This is a genomic window from Paenibacillus sp. P4_A9 (assembly GCF_056402415.1).
On record NZ_JBFUHL010000001.1, the window covers coordinates 1 to 13,732 of the forward strand.

A 13,732-nucleotide genomic window follows, 5' to 3' on the forward strand; every position below is an offset into this window, starting at 1 on the left:
TTCCGAGCCTTCCGAGCCTATTGGCGCGAAGCAATCCGATTAGGCTCGTTTTCCGAGCCTATTGGCGCGAAGCAATCCGATTAGGCTCGTTTTCCGAGCCTATTGGCGCGAAGCAATCCGATTAGGCTCGTTTTCCGAGCCTATTGGCGCGAAGCAATCCGATTAGGCTCATTTCCGAGCCTATTGGCGCGAAGCAATCCGATTAGGCTTGTTTTCCGAGCCTATTGGCGCGAAGCAATCCGATTAGGCTCGTTTTCCGAGCCTATTGGTGCGGAGCAGAACGATTAGGCTCGATTTCCGAGCCTATTGGCGCGAAGCAGAACGAATAGGCCCGATTTCCGAGCCTATTGGCGCGAAGCAATCCGATTAGGCTCGTTTTCCGAGCCTATTGGCGCGAAGCAATCCGATTAGGCTCGTTTTCCGAGCTTATTGGTGCGGAGTAGAGCGATTAAGCTCGTTTTCCGAGCTTATTGGTGCTGAGTAGAGCGTGTAAGCTCGTTTTCCAAGCTTATTGCGCATGCAAAAAAGGAGCAGCACACAGCTGCTCCTCATGAAAGTAATAATGGTTTGTTACAGCTCAAGCAAAGTCTTCACGAGTAAAAACGGGAGGGCACCGATGGAGACAAAAGCATAAAGGAATCCTTGCATAAAACTTTTAAACAGTTTCACAAAAATCACTCCGATCTTCAATCTCAAATTTGTGGTGTTCCCTCATTGTACTCTTATTGACCGACGGTTACCTGAAGATATGATTAAATTTACGCTGCTAAGGCGAAAAAAAGAAGCAGCCGCGGCTGCTTCTTCGAAATAATCCCTAGTTCTGCATCACAAAATCACGATCAATCTTCACATTCACATCGTCAAACACACGTAGAATCTGATACTTCGTATTCCGCTGTGCAGGGATTTTGCCTGCTTGACGAATGATATCAAGCGTCGAGGACACGTTGACTTTGTGCGTTGTCCCCGCCGCGGATACGACGTTCTCTTCGATCATCGTGCTGCCGAAGTCGTTACAACCGTAGCTAAGCGTCTGCTTCCCAACCTCAGGTCCCATTGTGACCCAGGAGGATTGGAAGTTCGGTACGTTATCCAGCATAATGCGGCTGATCGCCAGTGTTTTCAAATATTCCTCAGGCGTAACTTTCTCTGCCTTCATATTCGTGTTGTCAGGTTGGAACGTCCACGGAATGAATGCCAGGAAGCCCGGTGTGTTCAGCTTTTGCAACAACACATCGTCCTGCGCATCACGGATTCGCAGCATATGAAGCGCACGCTCTTCCATTGATTCCCCGAAGCCAATAACCATCGTGCCAGTCGTATGCATGCCGATTCGATGAGCCGTCTGCATGACGTCCATCCAATCGCGCCAAGAGCCTTTCAACTTGGAAATCTTGCGACGCGTGCGGTCATCGAGAATTTCAGCCCCGCCGCCTGGCAAGGAATCTAGCCCTGCTTCATGCAATTGACGAACGACTTCTTCTAACGATAAGCCGTCAGAGACGTCTTTCATTTTCATAATTTCAGCGGGTGAGAAAGAGTGCATCGTGATGTCGAAACGCTTCTTAATTTCACGCAAAATGTTCGTATAGTAGCTGAATGGAAGATTCGGATTCGTACCACCTTGCATAAGAATCTCGGTACCATCAACATCCAAGGTCTCTTGAATCTTTTGGAAAATCGTTTCATCAGGCAGTACATAGCCTTCCGCTGAACCCGGTGGACGGTAGAACGCACAGAATCTGCAATACACATCACAGATGTTCGTATAATTGATATTTCGTCCAATCACGAAGGTCGTAATCGGATCTGGGTGCCACTTCTTCATAATCTGATTGGCGGTGTCGCCAATTTTCTCTATTTGATCGGATTCGAACAGTGTAATACAATCTTCTACATCAATTCGTCCGCCTGCTTGTGCTTTATTTAAAATGCGATCGATCGGTTTCATAGCAACTCACTCCTTTACTTTCTGAAGGCTCGTATCCATTAATCGTACCATACTCATGCCAAAAAAGCAGCAAATCGCTGCTTTTTCCAAGTGTTATCCCATTGTAAACGGAATAAACGGCTCTCCGTCCTCTTAGGACGGGAGCGTTTATCTAGAAATATAGCTGACTTTTGTGTGAAAACATATACATGCATATATTTTATGGATAATTTCTGAATAACGAAGTACTTAATCCCGCAAGGCTTGTTCCAAATCTTCAATAATATCTTCGATATCTTCAAGACCCACCGAGTATCTTACGAGTCCATCCGTAATACCGCGCAATAAGCGAACTTCCTTCGGCATCGAGGCATGTGACATCATCGCCGGATACGATAGAATACTTTCGACAGCACCCAAGCTCACGGCTACGAGTGGAATCTTCACTTTGCTTAGCAATTTCTTCGCTTTCTCGCCTGAACCTACGTCAAATGAGACAACAGCTCCGTACCCCAAGGATTGCTTCTCGTGTATTTCTCTACCTGGGTGGTTAGGCAATCCAGGATAATAAACCACATCAATATCCGGCTGCTCGGTCAGCCATTGTGCTAATCGCCGAGCGCCCTTCTCAGACATTTCCATCCGTGCTTGCAATGTTTTCATGCCGCGAATGAGCAACCATGAATCTTGAATGCCGAGCACGTTCCCCATGCCATTTTGAATTTGCTTCATCCGACGGCCAAGGCTGTCGTTCGCTACAACAGCTAGTCCAGCAAGCACATCACTGTGCCCGCCAAGGAATTTCGTCGCGCTGTGCAGCACGATATCGATGCCTAGCTCAATCGGACGCTGATGATATGGCGTCATGAATGTATTGTCCAGCATCGTGAGCAGATCATGCTCCTTCGCAAAAGCGGCAACCTCACCAATGTCCGTAATGCGGAGCGTTGGATTCGAAGGCGTCTCGATGAATACGGCTCTTGTATTCGAACGAAGGGCTGCTCTCACCTGAGCAATATCAGTCATATCCACGAACGTAGATTCCACGCCCATGCGATTCATAATCGTTGTCAGCAATCGATACGTGCCGCCGTAAACATCTTCCGTACAGATCACATGATCTCCCTGCGATAAAAGCATCAACGCAGATGAGATGGCAGCCATCCCAGAGGCAAACGCAAATCCGCGCGTGCCGCCTTCTAGCAATGCTATGTAATCCTCCAACGCTTGACGCGTTGGATTACCAGACCGTGTGTAGTCGTACGCTTGGTTCGCTTCCAAATCAGCTTGATGAAAGGTAGATGCCTGGTACAATGGCACGCTGGATGCCCCAGTAGCTTCATCGATTTCAGCGCCGAAGTGAATTAATCTTGTGGCAAATTTGCCATGCGGCTTGCGACCTTCTTTATCTGAAGAATGGCTCATGATTGTGAAGCTCCTTCCAACTCAGCTTGCGCGGACGCAAGGGCATTCGACAAATCCGCGATCAGATCATCGATATGCTCAATCCCAACAGAGAAGCGAAGCAGGCGGTCATCGACACCAATTTGCTGTCTAATTTCAAGCGGAATGTCCGCATGTGTTTGTACGGCTGGGTAGGTCATCAAGGATTCCACCCCGCCTAAGCTTTCTGCGAAAGCAATGAGCTTGATGTGACGAAGAATCGGTTCGATTAAGCGAGCATCATTTACCTTGAAGGAGAAAATCCCTGTGTTTCCGCTGGATTGCTTGTTTTGAATGGCATGACCCGGATGTGACTCCAACGCTGGGTAGAATACATCTGAAATCAGCGGGTGCACTAGTAAGAAGTTCGCGATTGCAGTAGCATTCTGTTCATGACGCTCCATACGAAGCGCGAGGGTTTTCATCCCTCTCATTAGAAGCCAGCTATCTTGTGGACCAAGCACAGCGCCAATGGAGTTATGCAGGATGGCCATCTGTTCCGAAAGTTCTTTCCCCTTCGTGACAATCAGACCAGCAAGGACATCATTATGTCCGCCCAAATATTTCGTCGCGCTATGGATTACGATATCGGCTCCAAGCTCAATCGGGCGTTGCAGATATGGCGTAAGCAGCGTGTTATCAACGATGGATACGATGCCCTTTTTGCGGGCCCACGTACATACAAGCTCCAGATCTGTAATCATCATTAGCGGATTCGTTGGCGTTTCAATAACGAGACCCTTCGTATTCGATTGGTAAGCACCTTCAAGTGCATCCAAATCATTTGTATCCACATACGTAGCAGTTACACCGAAACGGGACATGATTCTTTCTAATAGACGGTAAGTACCGCCATATAAATCCAAGGAAACAATCAAATGATCACCTTGGCTGAAATAGGCGAAAATCGTTTGCAATGCCGCCATACCTGATGAGCATGCAAAGCCTGCATCTCCGGATTCGAGCTGAGCAATGGCGTCTTCAAGCACTTTACGCGTTGGACTTTTCGTGCGCGCATAATCAAAGCCTGTGCTTTGCCCTAGCTTAGGATGGCGAAACGCAGTTGCTTGATACACAGGAAAGCTAACAGCACCTGTAACAGGTTCTTCAATAGAGCCAATTTGAGCGAGACGACTTTCGATTTTCAACAAGGGAATTCCTCCTCAGGATGTGGGTTCGATTTTTTACAATTGCGAGCTTGCCAAGCTTTCATTAATGTTAACTGTCAGTTCAAAAGGTGTTTCTTGATATACATAATAGTTCAGCCAGTTCGAGAACAGCAAATTCGCATGTGCTCTCCAAGTGTTGTAAGGCTGTCTACTTGGATCGTTATTCGGGTAATAATTGTTCGGGATGTCGATAGGCAGCCCTTTGGCCACATCGCGATCATACTCCCATTTCAAGGAGCAAGCATCATATTCGGAATGTCCAGTTACGAAAATGTGCTTCCCATCACGCGTTGCGACGATATACACGCCAGACTCATCGGATTCTGATAAAATTTCTAAATCCGGACATCGCTCAATATCTTCGCGGGTAATATCCGTATGACGTGATTGCGGAACATTAAACACTTCATCAAAACCGCGCAATAGCTTCGTGTTTGGAACACTTACTGTATGAGGGAATACACCAAACGTCTTCCGATCCAGCGCATATTTTCTTACGCCGAAATGATGGTATAAGCCTGCTTGAGCAGCCCAGCAAATGTGCAAAGTGGAGGTGACATTCCGTTTGCTCCATTCGAGGATCTGTGTCAGCTCCTCCCAGTAATTCACGTCTTCGAACTCCATTTGTTCTACGGGCGCGCCAGTAATAATCATACCATCCAGCTTATCATCTTTGATATCGTCAAAGGTTTTGTAAAACATATCTAAATGTTCGTGAGACGTATTTTTAGAAGTGTGTGTTTTGGGATGTAACAACACGAACTCCACTTGCAGTGGCGTGTTCCCGATCAAGCGCAACAGCTGAGTTTCCGTCGTTTCTTTCGTCGGCATTAAGTTAAGCAGGGCAATGCGAAGTGGACGTATATCCTGGTGATACGCGACAGATTCGTCCATGGTGAAGATGTTCTCTTGGTTTAAAATTTCTTTGGCAGGCAGGTTGTCAGGAATCTTGATCGGCATCCTGTTCACTCCTCTTCTTTAGTTTAGATTAGTTGTGAGAAAATCTCTATCGAGGCTATTCAATGATGAGCGACCGAGTTTAGAGGTAGGTTTTATCGCCAAATAGAAAGACGTTTTCAGGAACCGAAAACTTATACTTTCTATTGTGGTAAAAAGCAAAAATGACCTTCTCTGGAATCAGAGAAAGGCCATAGAAAGTCAAAGTCAATGTCCTTCTCTTATCTCCCAGATTCGCTGCAAACAGCGTTTCCGCAAGAATTAGCACCGTGCTCCCCTTTTTGCAAAGGTTTGTCGGTTGCCGGGTGTCATAGGGCTAGTCCCTCCACCTACTCTTGATAAGAAAATGAAACGTATGCGATTAGCATTATCATACTATAAATTGAACGAAAGTCAAGATGGCCCAGTTCATTTGAATCATTGAGATTTTATGGAAATAAAAAATGTAAAGCAGAATGCGCCATTAAATGATACAATACGTATCAATAAGAACTGTTTAAGCTTCGCTTTTGAAGGTTAAACAAAGTAAGGACAAGCTAATAACGAAATGAGGGCTACCATGTCAACCCAAACATCGGATAATTTCTCTGCGTTCGCTTCCCTACATCGATTCTTCACCTTAATTGAAACAGTAAAACCTACGCCAGCGCAAGCAGAAATGGCCATCTCGCAACTCCATCTTGTATATGGTGCAGATAGTGAAGCTGATCTGATGAAGCGTGGCGCCCCTGAGTTAATTCAGATGTACACGGACATCAAAAATAAGATCCTGCGTGCCGCCAAGTAAGTTTTGGCGGTTTATTTTTTTTTGACACAGGCCTAGCCTTTTTCCCATACGATATCTAAACGCGAATTCCCCTTATTTCATCAAACTATTTGGCTTGAAAGAGGTTATATGAACGGGTATACTAGACAAGTATTCGACACGGACGGAAAAGGAGGGCATACGCTTGGACGGAGAACCGAGGAGTAGTAACTGCAAGGCGAATAAACAATTTCAAAGTGTAGGAATGAAGTCGGTTATTCAATCATCCAGAGCCTTGCTCTTCTAGATGAACTAACCGGCTGATTCCATTCGAAGGGGTGGGCAGATGAAAACACGGTTGGTTCAAAATGGTATTTTTACGTTAGTTGATGATGTGACCACTGCGCTTACACCGCCAAGTCAAGGCTTCTACTGGATTGATGCGGGAATCGAGGATCTGGAATTACTTCAGCCTCTGTTCCATTTGCATGATTTGGCCGTAGAAGATTGTCTAAGTGAGGAAGAACAGCGTCCTAAGATTGAATTTTATGATTCCCATTATTTCATAGTCATTAATAGCATTCGTTTCGATGATGAAGAAATTTTTCTACGCGCACTTAATCTATTCCTAAGCAAGCATGTGATTATTACCGTAACACGACAAAAAATTAATGAGCTTCGCGCGCTCAAGCCATTTCTTTGGGAAGAAGAAGTGAATAGCGCCGATCGATTCCTCTATCATTTGGTCGATCTTGTCGTCGATAACTATGTGGCCGTCGGTGACCGAATTGAAGCGAAGATTGAGAAGTTGGAAGAAGATATTCTCATGGCGACGAAGAAGTCGCATTTGAATGAGATTATCGGTCTTCGTTCAGAAATTTTATGGTTGAAAAAGGTGCTCGTGCCTCAACGCGATCTCATCGGGACACTTGGTAAAAAAGAGCTGAGACTGATCGATCATCAGCTGCAGAAGTATTTCGGCGACATTTATGAGAATGCCGTCAAAATCGTGGATACGTTCGATACGCTCCGCGATCTCATGGGGAACTTACGAGAAGCTTATCAATCCAGTCTTGCTAACCGAGCGAATGATATCATGCGTGTATTCACCGCATTGACGACGATCTTCATGCCCTTGACCTTCATTACCGGGGTATTTGGAATGAATTTCGATAATATTCTTGGCTTGCATTTAACCAATCATGGAGATGAAATTGTGCTTGCCTTTATGGGTGTGCTTGGCATCGCCATGTATGTGCTATTTCGTAAAAAAGATTGGCTGTGAGCCGATCAGATTTATTTAGAGTTAAAGGGTGACTTCCAGCTAAGCAATACTGAGAAGTCACCTTTTTTTGCGTTCAACCTACGATAGCTTAATTTTGACAAACTTACGTTTACCGACTTGCAGGATATCGCCATCCTGTGGTGTGATTCGCGCATGTATGTCGGTCTGCTTCTGTTCGTTGATCTTCACAGCCCCTTGCTCCACACTTCGTCTTGCTTCTCCGTTCGTAGCTTGCAGTGCTAGATGGACTAACAGCTTGATGATGGTTATGCTTCCTGCTTCTAAGTGACTGCTACTAAGGGTTACTTCCTCAATCTCATCCGGTAAAGCCCTCTTCTGAAAAACCGTAATGAAATGCTGCTCCGCCTCCTCTGCAGCCTGATCGCCATGGTACATTGTGACGTACAGCTTAGCAAGCTTCAATTTAGTGTCTCTTGGATGGATCGTACCCACTTCGAGCCCTCGCCGTAACTCCTCTATTTCCTTATTCGATAACCCTGTCGTTAACTCGAAATATTTGATCATGAGTGTGTCCGGAATGGACATGGTTTTGCCGAACATCTCATTCGGTTGCTCATCAATTCCGATGTAGTTGCGCAGGCTTTTGCTCATCTTCTGAACGCCATCTAGCCCCTCAAGTAACGGCATCAGGATGGCCACTTGCCCCTCCTTGATCTCATATGCGCCCTGGAGTGTGCGTCCCATCAAGATATTAAAGGTCTGATCGGTGCCACCAAGTTCAACATCGCTTTCTAAGGAAACCGAGTCGTATCCTTGCATAAGCGGGTAGAAAAATTCGTGTACATGAATCGGCTGATTCGCCGCATACCGCTTGGCAAAGTCATCTCTTTCGAGCATGCGCGCGACAGTCACTTTACCAGCAAGTCTTAGAACATCATCGAAACGAAGCTCTCCTAGCCAAGAAGAGTTGTAGTAGAACGATGTTTTGTTCAGATCCAACACTTTGGCTAGCTGCGTCTGGTACGTTTGCGCATTATGCTTTACATCCTCCTCCGAAAGCTGCTTCCGCGTCTCGGATTTCCCTGTCGGATCGCCAATACGACCTGTGAAATCACCGATAATGAGCTGAACCTCATGGCCCAAATCTTGGAATTGACGAAGCTTGTGAAGGACGACCGTATGACCGATATGGATATCCGGTGCTGAAGGGTCTAAGCCCAGTTTTACTTTTAACGGAGTCCCCGTCACGACCGCTTTCATAATCTTCTGCTTGAGTGCCTCTTCCGGCACGATTTCCGACGCGCCACGTTTGAGGATACTCAGTTGATGCTCTACTCGTTGCTGTTGCTCTACCGTAAGCTTATCCCATGAAACCATTCGATCCCTCCGTTCAATTTGGTCAAAAGAAAAACAAAAAGACAACCTCAACGTCCACAAAGGGACGAGAAGGTTGTCTCGCGGTACCACCCTAATTAAAGAGATCGATTACACGCCAATGGCATGTAACTGCTCTTTCACTTAGAAAATTAACGACAAATAATTGCCGGGTGTAAGCTACTTATGCCCCAGGAGCACGTTCCCTCCACCAACTCAGAACTGTAATTCGGAAAACATGCTTGCATCGGTTTGCACCTTCCACCGACTCTCTGCAGCAGCGGCATTTCTCCTACTTTGGGCTTCGCCCGTGTTCGTCATCGCATTGACGGTATTAGATTATTGACCATTTAATCATATCAGGCTGGCCTTTGTCAATACGAATTAGCTAGCGGCTTGGATCGAGTTTCTTTCCTTCTCTCTACGGAAGCGCAACCGAAGCAGACGCAGCCATTCATAGGCTCTGTCTAGCTCCTTACCTTTGAGTTCCTCAGTCCCCGTAAGGCACTTGAGTACTGGCTTCAGGTAACGATCCCCCTCCGATTCATACGCATTCCATGCTTTAATCTGCTCTTCCTCTGGGATCGAAGTTAGCTCTGTTTCTACAAGAGGATCCATATCATAGCCTTCACGGTCCAAATCTTCCACCCATAACAGCAATTCTCTCCGCGGCATCGTCAGATTCACTTGGAGATCAGCTAAGCTGCCGCCGCCAGCAACGATTTCCAGTAACTTACGTTTACTAACTTCACGATCAAGCTCAAATCGCAGCTTTTGTTCCTTCTGAGCGAGGAGCCAGCCCTCGAATTTGATCATATCCACGTAGTTGGCAACCCAATCCAACGGAAATCCGTTCGTACGGGTGCACTCGCCGATCCGTGCAAGCAATTGATCCGCGTACATCGCGGTTTTCTGCTCACCGAAGCCAGGAATTTGTTGAAGTTCTTCCTTGGTCTGCGGTAAAAAGACAGAAATCATCCGCAGAACACGGTTCGTTGCGAGGATATAGGGAGCCTTCTTCTCACGAACAGCCTGCTCGCGGCGCCAAGTGCGAAGTGACTCGTACATCTCCTCGTTCGGATTTTCCTCACAGTAATAGGTTAGCATTTGTGTCATTTTCGCCTTACCTGTTAGACCTTGCGTAAGATCTAATTCCGTGTGTACCAACGGCCGGAAGCCGATTCGAATTTTCTCTCGCAAGCCCTGACGGAAAGCATACAGCATCTCATCCCAGCTTATGCCCTGGTACCATTCATCCTGTCCAAGCTTACCAACCAAGTCAGGCTCACTCCAATAAACACTCCAAACCCCTTGTTCTTCAGCAATGGAAACTTGTGCGGAGAGCACTTGCTGATCCCCCGAATTTTTCTCCAACGTGTTTAGAAATACAATATTCATCCCTTACCATGCCTCCAGACATTTCGCGAAATTAGTTTCAGAAAAACGAAAAAGCACCTCTTCCGCCTGTTAGGCAGAAAAGGTGCTTCCTTTTTCTAATATCCAAATCATACCATGTTTGTCAGATAGGCGCAAGAACCGTTTTATTGACGAGCCTTTATAGGGTATAATAGACCCATACTAGAAAGAGAATGGAGGGCCCTCATGTCTGATTATGACTTTTTATATGATCATCAGGAAGAAACAACAACGCGATTTGTCTGTTTCGTTGGTAATGCTTTACACCGTTTTGACCTCGCAATCATGACAACTACCCGTTATTATGGCAAAAAGCTGGTCATCGATTTGCAATCGGGACGCAGCGCAGTCATTGGTCCAGATGATTTAGCCGAAGAAGGCTATCTGGAGCATGTTTTCAAAATTAATGAGGAACAAGCCCAAGAGTTAACTGAATTCTTATCTCAAATTATCGGTTCGATTCATTTCACGGATATTTAAGGGAGTGACGGGGGACACTGGAAAAAGCATAACCTGAAAAGGAGGCTTATCCATGCGTAAGAAGTCACAACACATCAACAATGTAGAGGGATTAGGCTTCCTCTCAGAAGACCGCCTCGCTGCGTACACGGACCTTAAGTCGGTAGAGTCCCAGCGAAACGACATGATTCCCGAGGAGTTTCCAGAAGGGGCCTATGGCACAAGCATGATGTCAGAGTCACTTGGAAAAAGCACCCCTTGGCGAGAGGAACAACGTCCGACCACCCCGTTCGCTTATGAAAATCGCGAGCTGCATGAAGGCATTACAAGGGACTACCCTGGCGCAGATGATGCAACAGGCGAGTCTACCGAAGGCTTGTCCTAGGTACAAAAGAAACGCCACGAACACCCGTAATTGGGACGTTCGTGGCGTTTGTTGTTAAGACGATTATTTACCCAGCAGCTCCAAGTGTCTGCCAATATGATGACGAAGTCCTTCAGCAAAGGTATCCTCTTGCTCAGCCATCGTTTGGAAAAACTCATCTGCAAAAGTACGGCTGCCATCGGCATTTTTCGCTTGAAGAAGCAGACCATACGTAATGTGCAGTAATTGACGTGCATTATTTTCTTCCATGTAATCAGGCAGCTGTGCATCCGTTACATCGCTAAGTGGAACGATCGCGTTGATATCCGTCGTCACGTGGTAGTAAGCTGTCGCCTCCACGAAGTGATCAAGCGCATATTGATGCATACGACGATATAGAGTAGGATTTACTTTCGCTATAACACGTACCGCTTCAAGCCAGTTCGTACCCGCTGTTTTGATATGGAACAAACCATTCGTGTATTGCCCGATCAACGGGAACACACTGAATTTGTCACTGCCGGAATGGATGCTTAGCTTGTATTCAAAATGAACAGCAATCGCCGCATGACTAGCTAGCTCACGCTCAAATTGCGCGATATCTCCGATGTAGTCGATCCCTTTTTGGAATTCGCCGCAGAAGCGTGGCGCCATACTGAAAATCGTAACACCGCGGTCACGAAGCTCATTGGCTACCAAATAGTGTGCCTCTGGAGAAGTTGGCGTCGCTGTTTCATCAATGGAAATTTCAAAATCAACCGCACGATCAAGTGTAACGATATACTTGCGGTAGATGGCTTCCATGAAATTAATTGCAGCATCATAGATCAAGACATCTTTCTTCAAAGCTTCAGCTGTATACGCAAGAGTAGCTCCCGGTACATTCGCTGCAGTTTGCAAGTAGCGCTCTTCATAGCGGTTGCGCAAGCTAGCAGGCAGTTGCTCGTATTTCGCTGCGATGTCCGCTGCAGACATGGATTCAATCGTATTGTCGATATTCTCGGAGCAATCAAGCGTAAGCATTGTAAAACCAAGACGCAACGCGTACTCGATGTCCTCTTCTTTCTTCAAGTGGTCGCCATCAGCGCCATAGCCATCCTTGTACCCCTCTTGCAGAACAGCGTAAGCCGCCGCATCCAACACATCCTCATACGTACGGCCCGTCAAAGCAAGCTCACGAATACTTTGTTGAGCAAGAACCGGACGAATATCTTTGCCGCGGATCGTTTGGATATGGCCTGAACTTGCAATACCAAGTCGATCGCCCAAGCCCATTGTCGCTACTTGTGTACCGAAAGCTTGTGGAGCTGTGTATGGCAAGTACTGATTGATGATTAGACGATTTGCATGAGTTAACGGGGCAACTTTCTCGCCCTCTACCACGTCACCTTGCAGTTGGTCGAACAATTCTCCTGAGCCCACAACGATTAGTCGCTTACCCTCTGTTGTGCGAACCATAAGGAGTGTTGTATCTCCGACTTGTGTTAGGGATGATGCATACACTTTAATTACTTCCGATGAAAACTCGTTTACTTTTCCTGCGCGTACTGCCTCTATAAGTGCGTTCATATTATATTCCTCCTATTTTTGGAAAGCGATTGCTATCGATTCTATAGTTTCATTTTAGCGCAAGTAACGAGCGTTTTCTCATCATCTATTCCTATTTATCGCTAAAACTATTCATATTTTTCACTTAATTCATGGTATACTTCAGTTAACTCATTTCCCAATAAGGAGTACCCCCTATGTCCCGTATCGTGACCTTCGGCAATGAAGATGAAGGCCCTTTTTACATTCAGCATATTCATCGTTCCGGCTCCTTCGAGCGAACTCAGCACATGCATGATATGTATGAGCTCTATTATTTATACGAAGGAGAACGCATGTATTTCATCCGCGATCGCTCGTATCTTATTCTTCCGGGTGATTTGGTCCTCATTAATCGACGTGAGCTTCACGCTACTTCTGATTCAGATAAGCTAGGACATGCGCGAGTCGTCATTAATTTTAGCAGCAGCTTATTAGAAAGCACGAATGAAGAGGCGCCCTTCCTGCTAGATGCCTTCACGCATGCTACGCCTGTACTGAGGCTGGATCTGCCTACTCGGAGGCTCGTTGAAGACATTCTTGGCAAATTAATTCATGAAGCGAAGGAGCCCCATCTTGGTCAATCTTTTGCTATAACACACTTTCTAGTTGAACTGCTATTATTCACGGCACGTTTCGTGCACATACATCCCGTCACTTCTCCCGAACACGTCTCGCCCTTGCATCGGAAAATATCCACCATCGTACGATTTATCAACTCACACTATGCTGAGCCGATCCGCCTTGAAGAGCTTGCTGAGCAGTTTGAAATCAGCCCCGCTTATTTAAGCCGGATGTTCAAGGAAATCACCGGATTTTCCMTGATTGAGTATGTGAATCTCGTACGCGTGCAAGAAGCCCAGCGGCTGCTCGCAACGACTAGGCTGAAAGTCATTGTCATCGCTGAGCAGGTTGGTTTCGGGTCTCTTGTTCAGTTTGGGCGAGTATTTCGGCAGATGACGAAAATGACACCCTTGCGTTATAGACAGTCGGTGGTTACTTAGATACATGAACAAAAGGGACAGTGCCGTTGAATTGGCAC

At 46.3% G+C, this 13,732-nt stretch carries 12 protein-coding genes, 1 riboswitch and 1 other annotated feature; of the genes, 5 read left to right on the forward strand and 7 right to left on the reverse strand.

Features of this window, described 5'->3' with window-relative positions; all coding sequences use genetic code 11:
• Nucleotides 1–814: 814 nt before the first annotated feature.
• From mqnC to metA, 4 genes are all read right to left on the reverse strand, one after another.
• Nucleotides 815–1,951 (reverse strand): cyclic dehypoxanthinyl futalosine synthase, encoded by a 1,137-nt coding sequence (gene mqnC, locus AC1DVJ_RS00005; protein ID WP_477587493.1) that lies wholly within the window; start codon nt 1,949–1,951, stop codon nt 815–817.
• Nucleotides 1,952–2,179: 228 nt separating this feature from the next.
• The gene (locus AC1DVJ_RS00010; RefSeq protein ID WP_477587494.1) at nt 2,180–3,355 is read right to left on the reverse strand and encodes a trans-sulfuration enzyme family protein; all 1,176 of its coding nucleotides are present in this window, start codon (nt 3,353–3,355) and stop codon (nt 2,180–2,182) included.
• The gene (locus tag AC1DVJ_RS00015) at nt 3,352–4,521 is read right to left on the reverse strand and encodes an aminotransferase class I/II-fold pyridoxal phosphate-dependent enzyme (protein ID WP_477588037.1); all 1,170 of its coding nucleotides are present in this window, start codon (nt 4,519–4,521) and stop codon (nt 3,352–3,354) included. Before AC1DVJ_RS00015 ends, AC1DVJ_RS00010 begins: the two co-directional genes overlap by 4 nt.
• A 36-nt stretch (nt 4,522–4,557) precedes the next feature.
• Nucleotides 4,558–5,502, reverse strand: coding sequence for a homoserine O-acetyltransferase MetA (gene metA / locus AC1DVJ_RS00020; protein ID WP_477587495.1), 945 nt, complete (start codon nt 5,500–5,502; stop codon nt 4,558–4,560).
• Between the two features lie 215 nt (nt 5,503–5,717).
• A riboswitch (SAM riboswitch) is annotated at nt 5,718–5,844 on the reverse strand.
• A 214-nt stretch (nt 5,845–6,058) separates the two neighbouring features.
• On the opposite strand from metA, the gene AC1DVJ_RS00025 reads away from it, so the two are divergent.
• Nucleotides 6,059–6,286 (forward strand): hypothetical protein, encoded by a 228-nt coding sequence (locus AC1DVJ_RS00025; protein ID WP_477587496.1) that lies wholly within the window; start codon nt 6,059–6,061, stop codon nt 6,284–6,286.
• Nucleotides 6,287–6,590: 304 nt separating this feature from the next.
• Nucleotides 6,591–7,529, forward strand: a complete 939-nt coding sequence (corA, locus tag AC1DVJ_RS00030; RefSeq protein WP_477587497.1) for a magnesium/cobalt transporter CorA — start codon at nt 6,591–6,593, stop codon at nt 7,527–7,529.
• A gap of 78 nt (nt 7,530–7,607) precedes the next feature.
• Here the strand turns inward: corA and tyrS are convergent, their stop codons facing one another.
• A complete protein-coding gene (tyrS, locus tag AC1DVJ_RS00035; RefSeq protein WP_477587498.1) occupies nt 7,608–8,867 on the reverse strand; it encodes a tyrosine--tRNA ligase in 1,260 nt (419 codons plus the stop codon).
• Nucleotides 8,868–8,924: 57 nt separating this feature from the next.
• Nucleotides 8,925–9,182 (reverse strand) — a binding site (T-box leader).
• 66 nt (nt 9,183–9,248) lie between these two features.
• Nucleotides 9,249–10,262, reverse strand: coding sequence for an HRDC domain-containing protein (locus tag AC1DVJ_RS00040; RefSeq protein ID WP_477587499.1), 1,014 nt, complete (start codon nt 10,260–10,262; stop codon nt 9,249–9,251).
• A 204-nt stretch (nt 10,263–10,466) separates the two neighbouring features.
• Between AC1DVJ_RS00040 and AC1DVJ_RS00045 the strand changes: the two genes are divergently transcribed.
• Both AC1DVJ_RS00045 and AC1DVJ_RS00050 read left to right on the forward strand, forming a co-directional pair.
• On the forward strand, nt 10,467–10,760 hold the full coding sequence (locus AC1DVJ_RS00045; protein ID WP_477587500.1) for a DUF3055 domain-containing protein: 294 nt from the start codon (nt 10,467–10,469) through the stop codon (nt 10,758–10,760).
• 52 nt (nt 10,761–10,812) lie between these two features.
• Complete coding sequence (locus tag AC1DVJ_RS00050; protein ID WP_477587501.1) at nt 10,813–11,124, forward strand: hypothetical protein; 312 nt, start codon at nt 10,813–10,815, stop codon at nt 11,122–11,124.
• A 63-nt stretch (nt 11,125–11,187) separates the two neighbouring features.
• On the opposite strand, the gene AC1DVJ_RS00055 is transcribed toward AC1DVJ_RS00050, so the two are convergent.
• The gene (locus AC1DVJ_RS00055; protein WP_477587502.1) at nt 11,188–12,672 is read right to left on the reverse strand and encodes a tagaturonate epimerase family protein; all 1,485 of its coding nucleotides are present in this window, start codon (nt 12,670–12,672) and stop codon (nt 11,188–11,190) included.
• Nucleotides 12,673–12,848: 176 nt separating this feature from the next.
• Between AC1DVJ_RS00055 and AC1DVJ_RS00060 the strand changes: the two genes are divergently transcribed.
• The gene (locus tag AC1DVJ_RS00060; RefSeq protein ID WP_477587503.1) at nt 12,849–13,694 is read left to right on the forward strand and encodes an AraC family transcriptional regulator; all 846 of its coding nucleotides are present in this window, start codon (nt 12,849–12,851) and stop codon (nt 13,692–13,694) included.
• Nucleotides 13,695–13,732: the final 38 nt, after the last annotated feature.